The sequence below is a fragment of the uncultured Altibacter sp. genome (assembly GCF_963972995.1).
Classification (GTDB): domain Bacteria; phylum Bacteroidota; class Bacteroidia; order Flavobacteriales; family Flavobacteriaceae; genus Altibacter.
This window is the reverse complement of record NZ_CAXAXI010000034.1, coordinates 1-21,065: the sequence shown is the minus strand read 5'-3', so window position 1 is coordinate 21,065 and position 21,065 is coordinate 1. Positions and strand designations below refer to the sequence as shown.

The window sequence follows — 21,065 nt, the reverse complement described above, 5'->3', positions numbered from 1 at the left end:
TATTGGAATCCCCGCGTTTACGGAAGCGCTCAAAAAAGGAACGTCAGGGATTAAACACTACCCGGAATTGGAAGCCCTCAATTTTTCATGCCAGTTAGGAGCTATTCCTCCTCTTTCTGAAGAAAAAGTGACGGCGTACTTCTCATCGTTGCAATTGAAGCACTTTCAAAGCAGTGGGATATGCTATGGAGTCATTGCCGGGATGGATGCATTCCGGGATGCGGGATTGGATGTTGCCGGGAAGAATGAAAGTCCTCTCACCAACTTAGGGATCGTTTTTGGTACAGGCACCAGCGGCGTGGAAAAATTCAGGGAAGCGATTTACAAGTTGGATGAGGGACAAGTAAGACGGTTAGGAAGTACGACGGTGGCACAAACAATGGCAAGTGGTGTAAGTGCCTATTTAGGCGGAATGATTGGTGCGGGAAACCTAGTCACGACCAATTCATCTGCCTGTGCCACGGGCACGGAAGCCATTCTTATGGGATATGAAAGGATTGCCTCCGAAAGAGCCACGCAAATGCTTTGCGGGAGTACAAGTGACCACGGACCTTATGTTTGGGGCGGTTTTGATGCCATGAAGGTGACCACCTATAAACACAACCATGAGCCGCACCGGGCTTCGCGCCCCATGAGTGCAACAGCCAGTGGATTTGTTCCCGGAAGTGGTGCAGGAGCGTTCCTGTTAGAATCCTTGGAAAGCGCCCAAGAACGCAATGCCACCATCTACGCCGAAGTATTGGGTGGTGCTGTGAATAGTGGCGGACAGCGTTTGGAAGGCAGCATGACAGCTCCCAACAGCCGGGCCGTACAGCACTGTATCGAAATGGCTTTACAGGATGCAGGAGTGAGCGGTACTGACATAGATTATATAAACGGACATCTCACAGCGACAGTGAAAGATCCTGTGGAAATAGAGAATTGGTGTGCTGCTCTTGGTAGATCCGGCACAGATTTTCCCTATATAAACTCCTTAAAATCCATGGTAGGGCATTGTCTTGCAGCCAGTGGAGCGGTGGAATCGGTCGCCGCAGTGCTTCAGTTACAACACAATTTTATAGCGCCCAATCTCAACTGTGAGGATCTACATCCTGAGATCAGTCGTTGTATCGACCCCAAATACATTCCGAAGCAATACATAGAGACACCCTTAAAGACCGTAGTAAAAGCCAGTTTTGGTTTTGGTGATGTCAATGCGTGTGTTATCTTTAGAAAAAATTAAAATCGCTATGACCACCGAAGCTATCTATGCCAAATTATTACCCATTATACAAGGGTACTTGCCCGAAGATGTCGATCCTAAGGAAGTGCAACCGGACAGTGACCTTACTCGTGAATTGAATATTAACTCCGCTCATTTGGTCGACATTGTATTGGATGTGGAAGACACATTCGATGTAGCCTTCGCCAACGAGGATATGGAGAACCTGCGCACCATGAACGACGCTATTGCGATCATACATAAAAAGATCAATTAATGTTCAACGTTTCGCTTCCCGAGATCGAACCTAAACGACTTGCGGTAAAACTTACGGCGATTGGTGAACGCAGTGTTCGCAATGGTCATCCGTGGATCTTTTCAGAAAGTATTGTAAAAATTCCCCCGCAAGGGAAATCAGGTGATATTTGTATCATTTTTAGTCACACCAAGAACAAACCCATAGGTATTGGATTGTATGATCCCAAATCACCTATTCGAATTAAAATGCTCCACAATGGAAGCGGAGTTACGATCGATCGCGATTTCTTTTCAGAAAGGATCGAACGCGCCTATGCCCTGCGAACCGAATTGCTGGAGACCAACACGAATAGCTATCGGCTTCTTTTTGGTGAGAATGATGGTTTTCCGGGTTGCATCGTTGACATATATGCGAATGTATTGGTCATTAAATTGTATTCGGTCATCTGGTTTCCTTATTTGAGAGCCATTTTGGAGAAATGTATAGCGATGCTGGGTGTGGAAACGGTAGTGCTTCGGCTTAGTAGAATGCTTCAGGCGATTGACACCTATGGACTGCGTGACGGTGAAATTTTATTTGGGATTCTGCCAGAAGAAGAAATAGACTTTATGGAACACGGCATTCATTTTTCAGCAAATGTGATCCAAGGACACAAGACCGGGTTCTTCTTAGACCACCGACACAACAGGAAGCGCGTAGGGGAACTGGCTAAAGGGAAGACAGTATTGGATGTTTTTTCGTACGCCGGAGGATTTTCGGTGCATGCCTTGGTCCATGGAGCTACGGAAGTGACCAGTCTGGACATTAGCGAACAGGCCTTGGAAGTGGCAAAACAAAATGTACAGCGAAATGTGTATCTCGGTACGCACCATACGATGGCAGGTGATGCTTTTACGATACTTTCGCAAATGGCAGCCCATGAAAAGCGCTTCGATCTTGTAGTGATCGACCCTCCTTCGTTCGCAAAACGGAAAGAAGAGATCTCAACTGCCAAAAAGAAGTACGCACAATTGGCCCTCTTAGGTTCGCAATTGACTGCTACCAAAGGTATACTCGTCCTCGCATCGTGTTCTTCAAGAGTTTCCGAAGCCGAATTCTTCGAGATCAACAAAACCGCATTGGACCAAGAAGGTAGACCGTATAAGCTCCTGGACACCACGGGCCATGACCTGGACCATCCTGTTACCTTCGCTGAAGGCAGGTATTTGAAGTGCGGATATTATCAATTTCTCACATAGCATTGTGTTAACGCTTGTTAAAAGACACGTTAAACAGTTTTAATTTTCTTGTCTGAAAGGATTTCGATTTTTATATTAAAGAAAAATTAAGCTATGAAAAAGATATTATTAGTAGTAACCCTATTGTTCAGTGTTTCAGCATTCTCACAGGATCCGTTCCTTCAAAAGGACAGCGATCAATTAGAAGCCGAAGCCGATAAGATCACCGAGGCTTATAACGCACAGCTGGCATTGTCTTCAAAACAAGAACTCCTATTTAAGAATAAGGTCGAAGAATTCCTCATTAGAAGACAAAAGATCGAAATGCAATATAATGGAAAAGAAAAATTAGATCAACTTGTGATCCTGCAGCAAAACGAAACGGCAGAGATGGGTGACATACTTACGCGTCCCCAATTGGATCGCTACAAGAAGCTGAAACCCACGTTGCAGCCGGTTGCACAAGTGAAACAATAATACGAGACCTGCTTATTAAAAAAAGCCAGATGAAATGATCATCTGGCTTTTTTCATTGCTGTGTTACCGTATTACTTAAATTTTTCTCCTTTGGTGGTCTTCGCTATGGTAGGTTTTTCGGTGTGCATTGTCTTCTTAAGTCCTGCTGAATCTACGCCGAAGAATTCCAATACATCGGTCGCATTCTGGATCTGTCGGGTGTGATCTCCATTGATCGCAATAGGATGTGACAATACCTCATGGTTGTTCTGAAGGATCTTCAACCAATCGTTACTGTCAAACTCCGAAGTATCATTTGCCTCCACCTTTCGCTTATCGATCAAATCACCAATCTTACAGCCCATCGCCTCGGCGATCTCTGCCCACTGTGTATCGGCTACTTTGGTCTTGGCGATGTCTATGGCAAGCAATTTATCTTCGATGCCCTGTAAATAGGAGAGGGCATGGGTTCCCACACGGGTCTCACTACTGTAAATTAATGTAAATTGTTTGTCGTCTCTGGCGAGTACTCCCATATCATCCATGATTAATACGTTTGCATTTTTTCTTTTTTCTTCTGAAGCTGAATTTTCACTTCGTCCGCGGCTTTTGCTAAGGATACCTCAAAGGCTCCGTTGTTCGATTGAGAGAATAAGGTAGTTCCGGGTACGTTCAATCGTATCTCGCAGATCATTCCGGTCTCCGGCGTGCTGGTGTTCTCTTTCTTGAAGTAAACATCGGCAGCAACAATGAAATCGTATTTGTTTTCTAGTTTGCTAAGTTTTTCTGAAGCTAATCCCTCTAAACGCGGACTAGCACTTACGTTGTGATACTCGAAATTAATAGTCATAGTATTCTAAGTTTTAATGATATTTAAAGATACAATAGCCCAAAGGGGGCGCCAAACTTTTAATATATTTTTGTGAAATTAAGAGGGCGCAATCGGATCTCCTTTGGCGGGGATAAGAAGCGACGCCACGATACCTCCTATAAGCGACAAGGAAATCACACCTAACGACAACCACTCCGGAAAATCGACATGATGTGACAGTATCATCTTTACACCCACGAAACTTAAAATTACAACGAGACTGTAGTTAATATAGCGAAACTTCTGAAGCATTCGTGAGATTAAAAAGTACATCGACCGAAGCCCAAGAATCGCCAAAATATTAGAACTGAAAACAATAAACGGATCGGCCGTGATCGCCAAAATAGCAGGAATACTATCCAACGCAAACAAGATATCTGTAAGCTCAATGATCATTAAGGCAATGAACAGTGGGGTAGCGGCACGTATACCCATGCGCCGTATAAAGAATTTCTCGCCGTCCATAACGTGCGACACAGGGAAAAACTTTCGGATCAAGCGATACATAGCCGACTTACGCGGATCGAAATCGGTATCGGCTGAGGTCAACATCTTATAAGCCGTATAGAGTAAAAACGCTCCGAAGACATAAATGATCCAATCAAACTTATTGATAAGGGCCACACCAAACAAGATCATCAGACCCCGAAATACGATGGCTCCTAAAATACCCCAGAACAAGACTCGGTGCTGGTATTTATCAGGTATCCCAAAGGAGGAGAAGATCACCGCGATCACAAATACATTGTCGATACTAAGCGATAGTTCAATCAGGTAGCCCGTTATATACTTCAACATGGCATTATTGGGTGTGAGCCCGGTAGGATTCGGAACCATTTCGTTAGCGAACAACCAATACACAACCCCCGAAAACGCCAAGGCTACAGAAACCCAGACAGTCGTCCAGATAGAGGCTTCTTTTGTCTTGATAACGTGTGCTTTTCGGTTAAAGACACCAAGGTCCAACGCCAAAAAGAATATAATAACCAGAATAAAAAGTCCCCAGACGAGCATAGTTAGTAATTTTTGCGAATGTATAAAGGAACTGCAAGATTTTGCAATAATAAAATGTTAATCCTTTAACCACAAAATGAGATTCCTTACTTCATTTAGGCGGTGCGCTTTACCCATACAAGGATTCCAATGGAGATCAATGCACATAGCGAAAACCCTAAGAATAAGGGCAAGGTGCTTGTTACTACAAATCGGCCTATAAAAGTACTAATGGGAACGGCCATAAGGGTCGATATGAGACCGGTAACCGCCGCAGCAATACCTGCAATATGTCCTACAGGTTCCATCGCTAAAGCTCTCAAATTTCCAAAGAGGAAACCTATACAGAAGAATTGAGCCGCAAAGAAGGCCAGCAGTATGTAGATGGGTGGTTGGGGAGTATTGAAAAAGAACAACACATATAACACCGAAACTACAAAGAACCCAAGTAGGGAAGTAGTGACCATGCGCTGCATTCCAAAGCGTATCACAAAAGTGCCGTTTAAAAAGATAGCGAGACCTATTGAAATGGCCAGCCCTGCAAAAATATAGGGGAAGGCATCCGCCAACCCATATTGTTTCTCAAAAATCTGCTGAGACGCACTTAGGTATACCAGAAAGGATCCAACAATAAAACCGGAAATGAAGGTATAACCCATCGTCCGTTTATGGCGTAAGGTCTCACGAAATCCTTGTGAGATCCGTTTAAACGCAAAGGGGATACGATGTTCTTGTGATAGGGTTTCTTCTTGTCGAAGCCAGAACCAAACTGCCACCAATACACTTATAAGGATCTGCACATAGAAGATTCCTTCCCATGTATACACCTCTAAGATGAATTTACCCATCGCCGGAGCTACAATAGGAATCAATAGAAATACCACGGTCACGAACGACATGATCCGTGCCATTTGATCGCCGTTATAGAGGTCTCTAATGATCGCAATGCAGATGGTTCTGGGAGCCGCCAAACCTATTCCTTGAAGGACGCGTCCAAAAACCATTCCTTCGAGACTAGTTGCGTGTACACATATAAAACTGGCGATCACGAACACCGCAAAACCCATATAGACGGAAGGTTTTCTTCCTATAGCATCAGACAAGGGTCCGAAGATAAGCGGACCTATACCCAGTCCCAGGAAGATCATCGTGACCAGTAACTGATTGTCGGCAGGGGACTTAGTATCGATCGAAACACCTATCACATCCAAAGCCGGCAAGAGGGCGTCAATAGACAAGGCTGTCACCGACATAAGCGCTGCCATTAAAGCGATGAATTCGGTTTGGGTACGAGAGGTTCGTAATTTCATTTGGCAAAAGTAAACCTTCGCTAGGGAACCATTTTCAATCCGGACAAAATATTTTGAAGGAATACAAACGGTGCGGTAGGGACCGTTGCGTTAAAGTTTCCCTAAAAACATGATAAAGTATCTATAAAGGCTCCTTGTGTTTAGTTGTGTCCCTGTAACTTTAAACAAAAAAGACATGATCACAGAAAAGATTCTAAAGAAACATGATATTCACCCGCTGCTACAAGAACGTTGGAGCCCGCGTATGTTCTCAGATCAAACAGTGATGGAATCTGAGATACAGCTTTTATTGGAAGCGGGACGATGGGCACCGAGCAGCAACAACCTGCAGCCTTGGCGAATTATCTGGGGTGCGAAAGGCAGTAAGACGTACGATAGGATCTTTGAGTGTCTGGATTCCTTTAATCAAAAATGGGCTGGGAACGCTCCTGTGTTGATGCTGGGTGCTTTCAAGAAAACCAATGCTAAGGACAAAGAGAACTTTCATGCCTTACACGATCTGGGAGCCTTTAGTGCCCATCTCACCTTTCAGGCCCAAAGCATGGGGTTGGCGGTCCATCAAATGGCCGGGGTGAAACATGAAAAGGCACATGCCGAATTCAAATTTACAGAAGACTACCATGTCGCTACGGCCTTGGCCATAGGATACTACGGCGGTGACCGCAGCGATCTTCCTGAAGACCTTGAGAAGATCGAAACGCCGACCAGCGAACGTACCCCTCGTAAAGACTTTGCCTTTAATGGAGATTTTAAAGAAACGAAAAACACTTCCGAAGAGAATAAATAGATAACCAATTAATACAGAACGATTATGAAAACTAAAGAATCAAAACAACGACCGCATGCCGATTTCCAGAACGCGTATCATCGGTCTTCCAACTTTCGAAAGATCACCAAGGACGAATCCTTCACTCCCAAGGGGAACGGAAAGGTAAAATTAAATCCCGACGGCTTTTCAGAAGAAGAGAAAAAGGAGATCTCAAACGCGATGGACCGTATGCAACAACGTATGGAAATGACACCCGGAGGTGAACAGACCGACCGCGAAGAAGAATAATAAAACAAAAATAACTATGAATAGAGAACAACCGGTGCTACAACCGTACACCATGGGTGACCTTACATTGCCCAATCGCGTCATCATGGCGCCCATGACCCGCAGCAGAGCCAAGAATGCTCAAAATGCCCCAACTGAATACTTACACGCGGAATATTATACCCAGCGAGCTACCGCAGGGCTTATTATTACCGAAGGCGCTCAGGTATCTCCTCGAGGTGTAGGATATATCCATACCCCCGGCATCCACAGCAGCGAACAGGTAACAGGGTGGAAGAAGGTAACCAAAGCTGTGCATGATGCGGACGGTCGGATTTTTATACAACTATGGCACGTGGGACGTATCTCACATCCGCATTTTCATGACGGGGAGTTGCCGCTGGCACCCTCTCCTTTGAATCCGGGGGCGAAGGTGTATACGCCGGATGGCTTCAAAGAGACTGTGACGCCAAGAAAGATGACGCTGGAAGATATGGAAACGACCAAACAGGAATTTGTAACGGCTGCTAAGAATGCGATGGAAGCGGGCTTCGACGGTATTGAGATCCATTCCTCCAACGGATACCTTTTTCATCAGTTTTTCAACAGAACCAGCAACATGCGAGAGGACCAATACGGCGGTAGTATCGAAAATCGCGCTCGTTTTTTCTTTGAAGTATTAGATGCCATAAAAGAGGTGATGCCGGAAAACCGAATTGGAGCTCGTTTCAATCCTTCCTTGCACAATGCCTTCGGAATGACATTGGATGAAGAAACGCTTCCTACCTTCGATTATATTATTGAAAAGCTAAGCAGCGATTACGATCTTGCATACATCCACTTATCTGAACCCTTTACCGATGTATCAGACGTACCGCATGCCGAAACTCAGATCGCTAAACGCTATCGTCCTAAGTATAAGGGCACATTGATGATCAACACAGGTTTTGACCAAGACAAGGCTAACAAGGTCATCAAAGACGGCGATGCCGATCTCGTGTCCTTTGCGAAACTTTACATCTCGAATCCCGACCTCGTTGGGCGCTTTAGGGAGAACGTTCCGGTGAGTGCTTGGGATGAAGATACCTTCTATACGCAAGGGAAAGAAGGCTATATCGATTATGAGGCCAAGACCCGTAATCTAATATCAAAATAAATATATATGACAAAGAAAAACACATCCAACGGATTTGCAACGATTAATCCGGCCACCGAAAAAACAATTAAGAAATATGCTTACATGTCTAATGACGAAGCCAAAGAAGCGGTTGATCGTTGCCATGAGGCTTTTTTAGAATGGAAACACACTTCGTTAAAGGAGCGGGCAAAGATCATACAGGCAATAGGGAAGGGGCTTAAAAAACACAAAGACGAATTTGTCGAACTTATGACCCAAGAAATGGGTAAACTCTTAAAACAAGGGGAGCAGGAGATCGATTTGTGTATCGGGATTTGCAACTATACCGCAAATGAAGGCCCGAAATTGCTCCAAGATGAAGAGCGAGAGCTTCCCGATGGAGGCAAAGGCATCATTACCTATGCGCCCATAGGAGTGATCTACGGAATTCAACCTTGGAATTTTCCTGCATACCAGGCCATTCGCTATTCTATCGCGAATCTTATGGCGGGGAACGGTGTGCTGTTGAAGCATGCTGAAAATGTGACGGGCTCGGCGCAACTTCTGAAGCGTATTTACGAAGAAGCCGGTTTACCGAAAGACCTTTTCACGGTATTGATCATCGATCACGATCAATCGGATACGATTATAAAGAACGATAAAGTACGCGGGGTGACTCTCACCGGTAGTGCAGAGGCAGGAAAACACGTTGCGAAGCAATCGGCCGCGGTCTTGAAGAAGACCGTACTGGAATTAGGAAGTAACGATGCGTATTTGGTATTGGACGATGCCGATATCGAATTGGCAGCAAAGACCTGCGTAACCGGACGTATTTACAATAACGGAGAGACCTGTGTAGCAGCGAAGCGATTTGTGGTGGTGGAAAAGGTGTACGATGCTTTTAAAGAAGCCTTTGTAGAAAAAATGAGCCGCAGAAGTTATGGCGATCCTACTAAAAAAGAAACGGCCATTGGTCCCATGGCCCGAGAAGACCTCAGAGATACATTACACGAGCAGGTGTTGAAGAGTGTACAAAAAGGAGCCGTGGTAGAATTGGGTGGCGAATTGCCTTCAGGGAAAGGGTTTTATTATCCGGCCACTATTTTAAGCAATGTAAAGAAAGGGCAGCCTGCCTATGACGAGGAACTCTTTGGGCCGGTAGCGTCCCTAATTAAAGCAAAGGATAATGAAGATGCCATGCGCATCGCTAACGACAGTCGTTTCGGACTGGGTGGCGGGATCTTTTCAAAGAATGAAAAGAAAGCAATTAAAATGGCAAAAGAGCATTTCGACACCGGGATGGTCTTTATCAATTCCTTCGGACTCGCAGCACCTAACATGCCCTTTGGTGGTGTAAAAGATTCAGGTTATGGAAGAGAACACGGCGGATTTGGCATGAAAGAATTTGTCAATGCAAAAGCCATTACCATAAAGTAAGGCAGAAAACGCTTCGACACAGCAAAGCTGTGTAGCAAAATGTACGATTTCAATGTTCTATTGCGCGTACAATGGCTACACAGCTTTTTTCTTATACACCGAATCGATGTTCCAATCGGTGATGAGGTCGTTACTTTTTCTTCGGATTGATGCTTACTCCGGGCTTTGGTGTAGGCCCTTTCTTCGGATTGATACTCACCCCCGGCTTGGAGGTTCCGGCCGATTTCTTCGGATTGATGCTCACGCCCGGTTTTGAGGTTGCTTTCTTTGCCATGTTAGTATATCTTTAAAGAGTTAATTATTTACTATATTAGTGAAAACTTCTAACTAAACCAAAGAAACACTTCTGAATTTCAGTAATTTAGACGGTGTCATAAAAGCCTCATGAAACTAAATTCTTTCCTTAAGGAGTGTAGTGAGAAGGAAGTATTCAAAATGCTTTCTATTTACATTGTCTCTTCGTGGGTGCTCATTCAGGTATTGGCAGTGACCTGGCAGCCGCTCGCACTTCCCGAACGTTCGGTTACGGTGCTTATCATTGCGCTGCTGCTCGGATTTCCATTCTATATCTTTTACATCTGGAAGAGCAGGATCGCACCTTCCGAAGCAGAGGAGGTCCTTTCAGAAAAAGGACTTAAGAAATACAGCAAATTCAAGCGCATGTATTTTACGTCGCTGGCGGTTATATGCATTCTCGTAGTGGTCGCTGTTTCCCTTATCGCAAATAACGCTTTTGGAAAACAGTTGTCCTTAGCGACCGTAGCTGCCACCGATAAGATCGGGATCCTCAATTTTGGCAATAATACGGGAAGCGATGAATACGAGGTGGTGAGCAAGATGACGGCCGACTGGATCACGCACGGCATCACTCAACATCAGCTGGGGCAGGTGGTTTCTCCCGAGATCGTAAACGATTACATAAGTATTATAAAAGCTTCTGAACAAAAGGTGGATAACCAAAGTGTTCTTAAAAATTACTTTAAACCCGGAAAGGTAATCACCGGTAATTTCTTCCTCAATGGCCCCAAACTTATCTTCCAATCTTCCATTATGGACGGGAATATCGACGAGACGCTTATTTCGTTTCCTCCGGTAGAATGCAATGCAGAAACGCCTTTGGACTGTATTGAAGCATTGAAACAGTTAATATTAGGGTATTTTAGTACCAGTGGGGCCAAAAATCTGAGTCTTCAGGAAAGTCCTCCAAAATATGCCGCCTATCAGGCGCTCTTGGACGCCAAAAGCAATTTTTCTAACCCCGAACGGTATATCGCGCTCCTCAACGAAGCTATTGCAGAAGATTCCAATTATTTTGAACCGAAGGTACTTCGGGTGGGCTATTATTACAACAAGGGCGAGTTTCAACGTGCCGATTCCTTATTGCAGAATATTGTACCGAACTCTCGCGACAACAGGCGGCAGATCAATTTACTAAACCATTACGAAGCGCTGCTGTCCGGAAACAATAAAAAGATCTACGCCACGGTGGTCAACGAGTATAATTTTGCTCCTTTCGACTTGCAAACCAACGCATCAACTCTGGTGGTTGCCCATCAGTACGTCAATAGACCACAGGATGTGGATACGCTGTTTACGCGTATCGACATGCAAACGATGGAGGTGTCCGGCTGTACGTTTTGTCAGCATCGCTATTACATCAAAGCCTTGGCAGCCTTAGAACGAAAAGACTATCGGGACGTAATGGAGATCATGCCTCCGTTATTGGTGGAAGTGCCGGAGTTGTACTTAAAACGTCCGCTGATCGCTGCCTATGTCCGGTCGGGTAGGTTTGAGGATCTGGACGCTTTTCTGAAAAAGGAGGCCATTCGCAGCACCGATGATGAACTATGGGCGATGCAACTGTTTGCGGGACGAGAGGCGCTTTTAACGGATGCTTCGGAAAAAGCATCGCAATACTTTCAGAAGGTGCTGGATGCCGCAGCTACCGACGAGAACCGGAGAATGCAGATTGATGCTTTATATTTTTCCGAAGCATATACCGAAATGCTCGCGCTTCTGAAGAAAGAACTATCTAACAACCCCAACGATCCGACATTGACCGTCATGGAAGCTGTTGGTTTGCACAAGACCAATCGCTCTTCCGAAGCCATCAAACGCATCGAAGCACTGGATACATGGCGAACGACCTACCAATACGGGAGTATTGATTATGCCTTGGCTCAGTACCATGCTGCTATTGGCAATAGGGTAGAGGCTTTACAGCATTTGCTAAAGTCCATAGCCGATGGTAATACCTACACCCCGCAAAGCTTTCAAAACGATCCGCATTTTAAAACCTATCATACCCTTCCCGAATTTAAAAAGATCATGACCTACTGGCACTAAACTCATACCTATGCTTTTACAATTACATCCAAGTCCGTTCGAATTGCTCATCAAATTGATAGAAGTGGTCATCTGGCCATTGACGCTTTTAGCCATACTTTTCTATTTCAGACGTTCCTTTCAAGGTGTCTTTAAACGCATGGGATCGCTAAAGGTCGACGGTAGCGGTATTGCCATGACGTTTGAGAAATTACTGGAAGACACCAAGGAGAAGTTTAAAAAGACAAAACCGGAAGCGGTCGCAAAGGGAACAGCGAACCTGCATACCCAAAATGAGGTACGAACACCTTTCGAGCAGGTGATGGATATTAAGATCCTTATGGAAAACTCCCTAAAGGAACTCGCCGAGGAGGCGCAATTGTCCACATCCGGTAAAACATCGATCACACTGGCGCATGAACTGGCACAAAATAATGTGATCTCCCGGGAGAACAGTGAGCTTATGCGATCCTTACTCATCTTGGTGAACAGTGCCAAACCCGACATTTCCAGACGACAGGCAGAGGAGATCAATGTATTATATAAAGCCATATAGATGAGTAAAACAGCAACACTTGACAATGCGTATGCAATTCTTATTGGTGTCGGCGCCGATCTTCCTGCCAGCGTGGAAGACGCCAAAGCGCTGTACGATCTACTTGCAGACCCCGATCTGGCAGGCTATAAAAAGGAGAATATTACCTTACTTACCGAGGAGAAAGCCACTCGGGAGAATATTATTACCGCGTTCGATACGCTCATCGATACGGTTGATGAGGATGCCTCTGTGTTCTTATTCTATTCAGGTCATGGAGGTACCTACACCGACAATGACATTCTGGAACTGGAACATCCCGGTAAACCACTTAAACCGGAAGATGAGAACCAGTCACATTACTATCTGCAGCCCAACGACTTCGATGTTAAGAAGTACCGAGAAACGTGGGTGCATGCCACCGAGCTGAAACAACGTATTCACAGGCTGCGATCACGCCGTCTCATCTTGTTCTTAGATTGCTGCCACGCCGAAGGCATGACCAAATCCGGAAACCAATTGAACACTTCCGAACTTAAGAACCGATTGCGGAATCCGGAGGGGCTCATCCATCGCATTGACGATGGTCGCGGGATCTCCATCATTTCTTCCTGCCGCGCCGAAGAAGTGTCCTGGATCTTGGAAGAGGCGCGTAACAGCTTGTTCACCACTTGTTTGTTGGAGGTCTTGCAGGGCAAGCATAAAACCTCCTTCGAAGAACCCTACATTCGAATGACGGATGCCATCAATTATTTAATGAAGACCGTCCCGCAACGAAAGCCCACACAACGACCCTTTGTGAACCTTCAAATGTATGACGATTTTATACTCAGCAGGATCCCCGGGGTCCTGATAAAGGATACACCGGCGGTAAGTGATCCCGCGGGTGCGGCCAAAGGCAAGGTAACGGAAGTAAAGACACGCTTTCGGCAGACGGAAGCGGCGGCCAATGCCGTGATTTTCGTGCACGGCTTTTCGGGAGAAGCGGCAGATACCTTCGGGGAGATTCCCGAATTCATCATGAAAGATCCGCAAATGGAAGGATGGGACTTATTTCCAATGGGCTACTCACAATATGTGCGGCCCGGCATGGGAAAAGGGATCTGGGCAACGGTAGCCGACATCGATCGGATCGCCGATAATGTAGCGAGCGCCATACAACACCGCTTTAGTAGATACAAACGTATTGCACTGGTCGGGCACAGCCTTGGCGGACTCGTTATACAACGAGCTTTATTGGATCTTCCCGATCCCGATCGAAACAAGCTGAGCCATGTGTTCCTGTTTGCTACACCCAGCGGAGGCGTGCAGGAGGGGAGTGTTCCCAAGCACCTTTTTCCCAAACTCAAAGAATTGCATGCGGATGCACCTTTTATTACGATGCTTCGGAAGGAATGGAAAGAGCGCTTTGCAGGGGAGTACCCGTTTACCTTTAAGGTAGTGGCCGGCACCGAAGATGTAGAGATCCCTATTGTCTCCAACTTTGGACCTTTTGATGAAGAACATAGGGTGACCGTAGCCGGAAATCACTTCAGCATGGTACAACCCACCACACAGGAACACGACGGATATCGCCTTATAGTCGACGGGCTTACAAATTCCACCTTCTTCAACAAATATACCGATGATGCCCAGATCAATATGCTGTTGGGCGAATATGAAGCGGTGATCCGGGAACTACTTCCGAAGAAAGATACCATTACCCTGAAAGGATTAAAACAGCTACTCTTCGCTTTGGAAGGTATGGACCGCCACGAGGAAGTACTGGAGATCCTGGATGCGCATCCCTTATCCCGAGAAAATTCAGACCTGCTGGGAATGCTGGGGGGCCGGTTTAAAAGACGATTCCTTCAAGATTACAGTGCTGTTCCCGGAGTGAAAGCTATGGAGTACTATAAAAAAGGATTGGCGATCGCCAAAGAACAGGGAAACAATGAAAAGATATACTACCATGCGATCAACATCGCCTTTATGAGCCTGGTGTATGAAGAAGACCGCCAAAGCATGCAGGAATACGCTCAACAAGCGCTCAAGGCTGCTGAGGATGATCCTTTCGACAGTGTCTGGAAGCAGGCGACCGTGGCAGAGGCACAGCTGTATCTCGCCAATTTGGAAGCGGCGAAAGCGCATTATGCCAAAGCGGCAGAACGGGCGGGGGTGCGCGAAAAACTGTCCATCCATACCAATGCCTATACGGCCTACACCAGTTTGATGCATACCGAAGATGATGATTTTATTACATTTCTGAAACTGAGCTTTTTAACGTAAATTTAGACATGCGTACCATCGATGCTAATAATACCGAGGGGCTTGTCTTTCAGAAAGCGATCAAAAAACCGTTGGTAATCGAGTGCTTACAGATAGCGGAAGCATTTCAGGTAGAAACCATGGAGGGCACCATGCGCGGAAAACCCGGCGACTGGCTCATGAAAGGCGTGAATGGTGAATTGTACGTATGTGATCATGCCATTTTTGAAAAAACATACGACCTTATAAAGTAAACTCTGAAACAACCAAAAAGATGAAGAAGAATAAAATTTTTATCAGTTACTCAAGAGCCGATACCGACTATGTCTCCAAACTCGTCACCGATCTACGGAGCATGGATTTTGAAGTGTGGTTCGACAAGAACATACGCAGCGGCGAAGAATGGGATAATGTGATAGAACGGGAGATCAAGAAGGCAGATGCGATGATCCTTGTGTTGTCTGCTACTTCGGTAGCTTCAGATAATGTGAAGGATGAGATGTCCTACGCCTTGGAATTGGACAAACATGTGAGTCCGATAAAGATCGAACCCTGCGCCGTGCCTATGCGGTTGGCGCGCAAACAGCATATCGATTTTACCGAAACCACTTACGAGAAAGGCTTAACACGGCTGGTAGAGGATTTGAACTATGCCTTAAACACCAACGCCAATGCAGCGCATATCAAAGGCAGCCCTGCTGTCACGGCAGTAAGTAAAAAGGTACCGCCCAAAACATCGGGGTCGGGTAAAAAAGTTGGTTACATTATTGCTGGCGTGCTGGGCTTATTATTGCTTCTGTGGATGTTTGGCGCCTTCGATGGGGAGACCGCAACGGAAGAAACCGCTGAAGACACCCAAGAAGAAATGGTAGACGGGGAGGAGCTTTCCGAAGAACACCGCCTGGACTGGGAGAATACGGTATTGTCTCGCCGTATTCCCGCCTATGTACAATACATACGAGATTACGGTGACGAAGATCCGCATTATCTGGATGCCCAAAAGGCGATCGACCAACTCATGAACAAGCAGGGCAATGTGATGTACAGCGACCCGGAGGCCATGGTCTATTTCGATAAGTTGGTCTATTCTACACCCACCAGCGATTTTGAGATTGAAGAAGGAGATATGAGCGCCCCGCAAGGAGGTGATCTTTTGGTAGCACTTACAGACATACAGGTATTCGGAAAGCAATCCGGACAACTGATAGAGGGAGAGATAATTTACACAGACCAGATTGTACGGGTACTGGAGGTGGTTCCCACGACCGATGGCTATATCTTTATTTACGTTTCCTATTCCGATTAGCAAAGGCCGGAAGGCTTGTAATTGGTACAAATTTTACGTATTTTAAGGAGTAATTAAAAATGTACTATGAAATATCTACTCACAATCATACTGGCAGCCGTATTGATAAGCTGCGGTACTTCGAAGGACGGCACGGCGTATGCCGAATCGGCTAAAGTACTGGATGCCTTGGTCGCGGCGGAAGCCTTCCAAATTGAATCCGATGTCGCGAATCCTATGGTCACCAGCGGACTCAATGCTTTGAGCAACAGCGGACTCTTACCCGCGGGGAGCAGTGCCGGAAGGATCAATCTTATAGGCAACAGCAATTTTTTGCGTGTAGAAGGCAATGAAGTTTCGGCCTATCTGCCGTATTACGGTGAACGTCGTACCGGAGCGAGTTTTGACAATAAAAGTGCTATTGAGTTTGATGGTGAACCGTATTCATATACGGTAAGCAAGGATGAAGCAAAGAACCGCTATACCATAAAATTCGAGATCACCGAAAAGAATGAGACCTACAGTGTGATCCTTACCTTATTTCCAAATTTAAAGAGCTCCATAGATATAAACAGCAGTAACCGAACTTCCATTCGGTATGACGGTCGTGTAGAAGCGATCAAGGTGGAGAAGTAAAAAGAGTAAATACATGAGACGACAATGCCCCTTTACTAATACTGTAAATGGGGCATTTGTCGTATGGATTCATATCCACACGTTTTAGAATTTAGTACTTCACTTAAAACGTATATGTTATGGATATCATTACTAAAATTAGTTGTAGCATCGCCAGCGCAGTGACAGCCGTACTCATGTGCTTACCGTTCAACGTACAATCCCAAACATGGGAGGACCTTGGCAACCTAAGTGTGGGAGGAAATGAAGTTGGGTTTGTCGATAGCATCGAAGGGCATACAACCGGACTGTATATCTGTTCCGATCTGGGCGTTTTCAGAACTACCGATACCGGAAATACCTTCAGCAACCTGACGTATGAAAATGGCGCCACGACCGGTTTGCGCTTCTATTGTGTGTTTATCGACCCTGAAGATAACACGATCTATATAGGAGGGGATAGTGCTATTTATAAAAGTACTAATAATGGGGGGAGCTGGACGGTCACAGGACTTACGGGTTCCCAGAAGATCAATGGCATTGCACGCAGTAATGGAAACCTAGTGGCCTCGTATGGGGATACCTTCGGAAGTGGAGGTGCCTATTATTCGGCTGATGGTTTCGCAACCTTTACGCAGAGCAGCGGCTTGCCGGATTTGCGTATGATTGGCTTCTACACCCAAGACAATCTACTGTTCTTGGCGGGTGAAGATGGGGTATATGGAAGTACGGATGATGGTGTAAGCTGGGCAGTGCAAGGCACAGGCACCGAAGATATAAGTACCGGGGTTACTTTCATAAAGAATCAAACGACCATATTTGTAGCAGACCGTGACGGGAGCGGACTGTATAAGACCGAGGATCAAGGGGCGACTTGGTTTGAGACAGATCCGGTGACGTTTGATGGATTCTGTCAGGTATTCGATATGGTCTTAGCCAATGGTGTAATTTATGTGGTGACCGACGGAACAGGCTGTGCCAACAATACCGAAACGATCAAGATAAGTACCGACAATGGGGTGTCTTGGAGCTCGGGTATGTTCAATCTGTCGTTAGCCTATTATGCCAAGCTCGGTGCGACCGTCGAAGGCTGTGTATTTACATATGCACCTTTTGAGGACAAATTATACCGACTGTGCGACGGTCCGCTGGAAGTTGTGGACAATACAGCCGCCAAGATCGTAGCCGTACCAAATCCAACCAACGGTAGCATTCAATTTCCGGGACTTCAAGATGCCGACGTAGAAGTGTATGATGTCCAAGGAAAACGATTAATGAATAAGCAACACGTAAATGCACAAACAACGCTCAATCTGGAAGAGCTCCAAAACGGAATCTACTTTATACACATACAGGAGGATACTATAAATCAAACAATCAAGATCCTAAAACAGTAGGGGATCCTAAGCCTAAAAAGAAAGCCCATAGCGTGCATAAAAACATAAAAGACGGTATGGGCTTCCCTATGACGTTAAAGTCTATTTTACATAATATAAATTATAGTACAGATAATAACCAAATGCTTTATACGAAGTTTTATACATATTTTCTATTTGATTTCCGTACAGCTATGCTGTTTTGCATAATTCAGTTATATGACTTTAGTTATATAACGTACGAATTATGTAAAAGGAAATCAACGGTACCGATTATATGTCAAAGACATTTGCGGCATTAGCAACACAAAACACCACCTTTCCTAAAATCCTTTATAGTACAGATAATAACCAAATGCTTTATACGAAGTTTTATACATATTCTATTTGATTTCCGTACAGCTATGCTGTTTTGCATAATTCAGTTATCGAAGTCAATCCACTACCCCTCCCGTCGCAACACTTCCAAAGGGGAACTGCGCAATACCGATCGAATATTACTCAACCCAATCGCTACCACCAAGAAAGTGATCCCCGGTAAGAATACCAAGAACGGGATCGCCGACGGCACAAACGGTACTTCAAACACAAACAACGCCAAACACAAACTACTCACCAAAGCGAGTACAATGCCTACCAAACTGCCCAACAACCCCAAGAACACGTATTCTAGGGCAGCGATCTGTAGGATCTGCCGGTTGGTAGCACCCAAGGTTCGTAACAATACGCTTTCTTTAATGCGCTGGTATTTGCTGGTCCGCACGGAACCGATCAAGACAATGATCCCTGTGAGGATGCTAAAGAAGGCCATAAAGTTAATGATCCAGGATACCTTGCTCAGGATATCTTCAATAAGGGTATAGACCTGTCGTAGATCGAGGACGGTGACATTGGGAAATGTGGCCACGAGATCGCGCTGCAGATCGGCCGATGCTGCCTCAGTGGGTACGGCCGTAGTGATCACATTGAATTGGGGGGCTTGCTCCAGGACTCCCTCGGGAAAGACTAGGGAGAAGTTGAGCTGTAATTGTGCCCAATCCACTTTGCGTACGCTGCCAACAACAGTTTCCATAAGTACGCCTTGTACGTCGAAAACGACGGTATCACCAAGGGCAAGATCGGCGTCCATGGCGAGATTGTCTGAAATGGAGATGGGTACGGGTCCATTAGGGGGTGCTTGCGTGGCAAAGCTTCCTGCGATCAATGTTTCCGAAGCGATGAGCGTATCGCGATAGGTGGTCCGGAACTCATGATTCAATAGCCAACCCCGCACCTGTCGTGTGCTGTCTTGACGTAGTTCGTTCACCAACCGACCTTTCAACCGGTGCATACGCATGGTCACTAAAGGAATATTGTCCACGATGGGCAAGTCCTTGGATTGGATGCGTTGTACCACGGCATCACGCTGATCGCGCTGTACATCCAACACGATCATATTGGCATTGGCGCTGCTATTCCCCACGTCGGTTTTTGCCAATAGGATATCCTTGGTAAAATATAAGGTGCTGATTAAAAAGGTGCCCAAACCAATCGCGACCACCAAAACGACGGTCTGATTATTGGGTCTGAACAAATTGAGTAGACTTTGCCGACTCGTAAAACCCCATTTCTTCGGAAAGTACCTACGTAGGACTTTCATACTTAGCAACGCTATGCCGGCCAAAATACTGAAGGTGATAAGCGTTCCTGCGACAAAGCTGAGCGCATAGAGCACATCGGCTAACAACCAATACGAACATAAGAACAGGAAGATCAAAAGGATGGCAAAGACAATGGCTCGCGCTTCTTTGGGCCCTTCGGTTGCTTTTTCATCCACACGCAGTACTTGCAAGGGCGATACGTACCAGGTATTGAGCAAGGGCAATAGAGCAAACAACACAGACATGAACAAGCCGAGGAAGATTCCTATAACAATCGGTTGTGCCGAAATGCTTACTTCTACAGCAAAGGGCAGAAACGCTTCGAGCAGATATGGAAACAACGCTTGCAAGGCCACGCCTATCATGGCACCTAGCAAACCACCCATAAGCCCGATGCCTGCAATTTGGATCAAGAAGATCAAGAAACTCTGCTTTCGGGAAGCGCCCATACATTTTAAAACGGCGATCGAGGGTAATTTTTCCTTAATATAAATATGCACAGAACTGGCCACGCCTATACATCCTAATAACAGGGCAATAAAGGCCACCAGGTTTAAGAACCTGCTTACGTTTTCATAACGCCTGCCCAACCGTCGGCTCGTACTGGTATGCGTATCCAAGTCGGCATTTTCGGCATCCAACATAGGGTCTAACCGATCTTCAAATCGCAACAAATCCAAGGTGTCCGCCGCTTTGTAAAAAAACTGATACTCCCTGCGACTTCCAAATTGCAACAACTCGGTAGCCTCAATAAACCGATGCGGAATGACCACAGGGGGCGCTACCGTGGTAGAGATGGCGGTACTTCCGGGAATACTTTTCAAGGCCCCAACGATGGGCAAGGTGACCGCGCCTACTTTGATGGAATCTCCCGGCTGTATGTTGAATTGCAATAGCAAGGTAGCATCAACCAGAGCTCCACCTAAGGACTGGTAACTACTTGCTGCTGAGGCGGGTTGCGTATCCATCGATCCGTAAAAAGGGAAATTGCCGTCCATACCTCGCACTTGCACTAATTTGGTGCCTTCGTTCTTCGGAAAGGCGATCATGGACATAAAATTCACTTCCAACGCATCGGGCTGTAAGGAGTCGATGATGGCTTGAGCACGTGCTGTCGGTTGCTCTCTAACATCAATGATGTAATC

At 45.8% G+C, this 21,065-nt stretch carries 21 protein-coding genes; 15 read left to right on the top strand and 6 right to left on the bottom strand.

Going from position 1 to position 21,065, the window contains the following annotated elements:
* The first annotated feature begins 1 nt into the window (after position 1).
* The 4 genes from AACZ11_RS11725 (at position 2) to AACZ11_RS11710 (ending at position 3,154) form a co-directional block, all read left to right on the top strand.
* Positions 2–1,222, top strand: a complete 1,221-nt coding sequence (locus AACZ11_RS11725; protein WP_339832538.1) for a beta-ketoacyl-[acyl-carrier-protein] synthase family protein — start codon at positions 2–4, stop codon at positions 1,220–1,222.
* Between the two features lie 7 nt (positions 1,223–1,229).
* Complete coding sequence (locus AACZ11_RS11720) at positions 1,230–1,478, top strand: phosphopantetheine-binding protein (protein ID WP_290627501.1); 249 nt, start codon at positions 1,230–1,232, stop codon at positions 1,476–1,478.
* The gene (locus AACZ11_RS11715; RefSeq protein ID WP_290627499.1) at positions 1,478–2,698 is read left to right on the top strand and encodes a class I SAM-dependent rRNA methyltransferase; all 1,221 of its coding nucleotides are present in this window, start codon (positions 1,478–1,480) and stop codon (positions 2,696–2,698) included. Before AACZ11_RS11720 ends, AACZ11_RS11715 begins: the two co-directional genes overlap by 1 nt.
* A gap of 93 nt (positions 2,699–2,791) precedes the next feature.
* Positions 2,792–3,154 (top strand): hypothetical protein, encoded by a 363-nt coding sequence (locus AACZ11_RS11710; RefSeq protein WP_290627497.1) that lies wholly within the window; start codon positions 2,792–2,794, stop codon positions 3,152–3,154.
* A 71-nt stretch (positions 3,155–3,225) separates the two neighbouring features.
* On the opposite strand, the gene AACZ11_RS11705 is transcribed toward AACZ11_RS11710, so the two are convergent.
* From AACZ11_RS11705 to AACZ11_RS11690, 4 genes are all read right to left on the bottom strand, one after another.
* On the bottom strand, positions 3,226–3,678 hold the full coding sequence (locus AACZ11_RS11705; RefSeq protein WP_290627495.1) for a hypothetical protein: 453 nt from the start codon (positions 3,676–3,678) through the stop codon (positions 3,226–3,228).
* A gap of 2 nt (positions 3,679–3,680) precedes the next feature.
* Complete coding sequence (locus AACZ11_RS11700; RefSeq protein WP_290627493.1) at positions 3,681–3,983, bottom strand: HPF/RaiA family ribosome-associated protein; 303 nt, start codon at positions 3,981–3,983, stop codon at positions 3,681–3,683.
* 78 nt (positions 3,984–4,061) lie between these two features.
* Entirely contained in the window at positions 4,062–5,018 is a 957-nt protein-coding gene (locus AACZ11_RS11695; RefSeq protein ID WP_290627491.1) for a TerC family protein, read from the bottom strand.
* Positions 5,019–5,113: 95 nt separating this feature from the next.
* A complete protein-coding gene (locus tag AACZ11_RS11690; RefSeq protein ID WP_290627489.1) occupies positions 5,114–6,307 on the bottom strand; it encodes a multidrug effflux MFS transporter in 1,194 nt (397 codons plus the stop codon).
* Positions 6,308–6,482: 175 nt separating this feature from the next.
* On the opposite strand from AACZ11_RS11690, the gene AACZ11_RS11685 reads away from it, so the two are divergent.
* Genes AACZ11_RS11685 through AACZ11_RS11670 form a run of 4 tightly spaced genes read left to right on the top strand, consistent with a single transcriptional unit; the run spans position 6,483 to position 9,897 of the window.
* Positions 6,483–7,094, top strand: coding sequence for a nitroreductase family protein (locus AACZ11_RS11685; RefSeq protein ID WP_290627487.1), 612 nt, complete (start codon positions 6,483–6,485; stop codon positions 7,092–7,094).
* A 24-nt stretch (positions 7,095–7,118) separates the two neighbouring features.
* On the top strand, positions 7,119–7,364 hold the full coding sequence (locus AACZ11_RS11680) for a hypothetical protein (protein ID WP_290627484.1): 246 nt from the start codon (positions 7,119–7,121) through the stop codon (positions 7,362–7,364).
* A 16-nt stretch (positions 7,365–7,380) separates the two neighbouring features.
* A complete protein-coding gene (locus AACZ11_RS11675) occupies positions 7,381–8,499 on the top strand; it encodes an alkene reductase (RefSeq protein WP_339832533.1) in 1,119 nt (372 codons plus the stop codon).
* 6 nt (positions 8,500–8,505) lie between these two features.
* On the top strand, positions 8,506–9,897 hold the full coding sequence (locus AACZ11_RS11670) for an NAD-dependent succinate-semialdehyde dehydrogenase (protein ID WP_290628276.1): 1,392 nt from the start codon (positions 8,506–8,508) through the stop codon (positions 9,895–9,897).
* Between the two features lie 130 nt (positions 9,898–10,027).
* On the opposite strand, the gene AACZ11_RS11665 is transcribed toward AACZ11_RS11670, so the two are convergent.
* Positions 10,028–10,171: a hypothetical protein gene (locus AACZ11_RS11665; protein WP_290628274.1), complete on the bottom strand. Its 144-nt coding sequence runs from the start codon at positions 10,169–10,171 to the stop codon at positions 10,028–10,030.
* Between the two features lie 110 nt (positions 10,172–10,281).
* Here AACZ11_RS11665 and AACZ11_RS11660 point away from each other — a divergent pair, with 110 nt between their 5' ends.
* The 7 genes from AACZ11_RS11660 to AACZ11_RS11630 all read left to right on the top strand — a co-directional run bounded on the left by AACZ11_RS11660 (position 10,282) and on the right by AACZ11_RS11630 (position 18,301).
* Positions 10,282–12,243: a hypothetical protein gene (locus tag AACZ11_RS11660; RefSeq protein WP_290628272.1), complete on the top strand. Its 1,962-nt coding sequence runs from the start codon at positions 10,282–10,284 to the stop codon at positions 12,241–12,243.
* A 10-nt stretch (positions 12,244–12,253) separates the two neighbouring features.
* Entirely contained in the window at positions 12,254–12,778 is a 525-nt protein-coding gene (locus AACZ11_RS11655) for a hypothetical protein (protein ID WP_290628270.1), read from the top strand.
* On the top strand, positions 12,779–15,025 hold the full coding sequence (locus AACZ11_RS11650) for an alpha/beta fold hydrolase (RefSeq protein ID WP_339832529.1): 2,247 nt from the start codon (positions 12,779–12,781) through the stop codon (positions 15,023–15,025). It abuts the gene before it with no gap.
* A gap of 8 nt (positions 15,026–15,033) precedes the next feature.
* On the top strand, positions 15,034–15,258 hold the full coding sequence (locus AACZ11_RS11645; RefSeq protein WP_290628265.1) for a PGDYG domain-containing protein: 225 nt from the start codon (positions 15,034–15,036) through the stop codon (positions 15,256–15,258).
* A 20-nt stretch (positions 15,259–15,278) separates the two neighbouring features.
* A complete protein-coding gene (locus tag AACZ11_RS11640) occupies positions 15,279–16,310 on the top strand; it encodes a toll/interleukin-1 receptor domain-containing protein (RefSeq protein WP_290628263.1) in 1,032 nt (343 codons plus the stop codon).
* A gap of 66 nt (positions 16,311–16,376) precedes the next feature.
* A complete protein-coding gene (locus tag AACZ11_RS11635; protein ID WP_290628261.1) occupies positions 16,377–16,925 on the top strand; it encodes a DUF4251 domain-containing protein in 549 nt (182 codons plus the stop codon).
* A gap of 119 nt (positions 16,926–17,044) precedes the next feature.
* Entirely contained in the window at positions 17,045–18,301 is a 1,257-nt protein-coding gene (locus tag AACZ11_RS11630) for a T9SS type A sorting domain-containing protein (RefSeq protein ID WP_290628259.1), read from the top strand.
* A gap of 421 nt (positions 18,302–18,722) precedes the next feature.
* Here the strand turns inward: AACZ11_RS11630 and AACZ11_RS11625 are convergent.
* On the bottom strand, positions 18,723–21,065 hold a 2,343-nt coding region (locus AACZ11_RS11625; protein WP_339832524.1), incomplete at its 5' end, for an FtsX-like permease family protein.

What these genes read in the sequence shown, in the direction of transcription:
- AACZ11_RS11695 (WP_290627491.1), bottom strand. Translation starts at nt 5,018, where the DNA reads ATGCTCGTCTGGGGACTTTTTATTCTGGTTATTATATTCTTTTTGGCG.
- AACZ11_RS11655 (WP_290628270.1), top strand. Translation starts at nt 12,254, where the DNA reads ATGCTTTTACAATTACATCCAAGTCCGTTCGAATTGCTCATCAAATTG.
- AACZ11_RS11665 (WP_290628274.1), bottom strand. Translation starts at nt 10,171, where the DNA reads ATGGCAAAGAAAGCAACCTCAAAACCGGGCGTGAGCATCAATCCGAAG.
- AACZ11_RS11645 (WP_290628265.1), top strand. Translation starts at nt 15,034, where the DNA reads ATGCGTACCATCGATGCTAATAATACCGAGGGGCTTGTCTTTCAGAAA.
- AACZ11_RS11720 (WP_290627501.1), top strand. Translation starts at nt 1,230, where the DNA reads ATGACCACCGAAGCTATCTATGCCAAATTATTACCCATTATACAAGGG.
- AACZ11_RS11700 (WP_290627493.1), bottom strand. Translation starts at nt 3,983, where the DNA reads ATGACTATTAATTTCGAGTATCACAACGTAAGTGCTAGTCCGCGTTTA.
- AACZ11_RS11685 (WP_290627487.1), top strand. Translation starts at nt 6,483, where the DNA reads ATGATCACAGAAAAGATTCTAAAGAAACATGATATTCACCCGCTGCTA.
- AACZ11_RS11710 (WP_290627497.1), top strand. Translation starts at nt 2,792, where the DNA reads ATGAAAAAGATATTATTAGTAGTAACCCTATTGTTCAGTGTTTCAGCA.
- AACZ11_RS11630 (WP_290628259.1), top strand. Translation starts at nt 17,045, where the DNA reads ATGGATATCATTACTAAAATTAGTTGTAGCATCGCCAGCGCAGTGACA.
- AACZ11_RS11650 (WP_339832529.1), top strand. Translation starts at nt 12,779, where the DNA reads ATGAGTAAAACAGCAACACTTGACAATGCGTATGCAATTCTTATTGGT.
- AACZ11_RS11635 (WP_290628261.1), top strand. Translation starts at nt 16,377, where the DNA reads ATGAAATATCTACTCACAATCATACTGGCAGCCGTATTGATAAGCTGC.
- AACZ11_RS11670 (WP_290628276.1), top strand. Translation starts at nt 8,506, where the DNA reads ATGACAAAGAAAAACACATCCAACGGATTTGCAACGATTAATCCGGCC.
- AACZ11_RS11690 (WP_290627489.1), bottom strand. Translation starts at nt 6,307, where the DNA reads ATGAAATTACGAACCTCTCGTACCCAAACCGAATTCATCGCTTTAATG.
- AACZ11_RS11675 (WP_339832533.1), top strand. Translation starts at nt 7,381, where the DNA reads ATGAATAGAGAACAACCGGTGCTACAACCGTACACCATGGGTGACCTT.
- AACZ11_RS11640 (WP_290628263.1), top strand. Translation starts at nt 15,279, where the DNA reads ATGAAGAAGAATAAAATTTTTATCAGTTACTCAAGAGCCGATACCGAC.
- AACZ11_RS11715 (WP_290627499.1), top strand. Translation starts at nt 1,478, where the DNA reads ATGTTCAACGTTTCGCTTCCCGAGATCGAACCTAAACGACTTGCGGTA.
- AACZ11_RS11705 (WP_290627495.1), bottom strand. Translation starts at nt 3,678, where the DNA reads ATGGATGATATGGGAGTACTCGCCAGAGACGACAAACAATTTACATTA.
- AACZ11_RS11660 (WP_290628272.1), top strand. Translation starts at nt 10,282, where the DNA reads ATGAAACTAAATTCTTTCCTTAAGGAGTGTAGTGAGAAGGAAGTATTC.
- AACZ11_RS11680 (WP_290627484.1), top strand. Translation starts at nt 7,119, where the DNA reads ATGAAAACTAAAGAATCAAAACAACGACCGCATGCCGATTTCCAGAAC.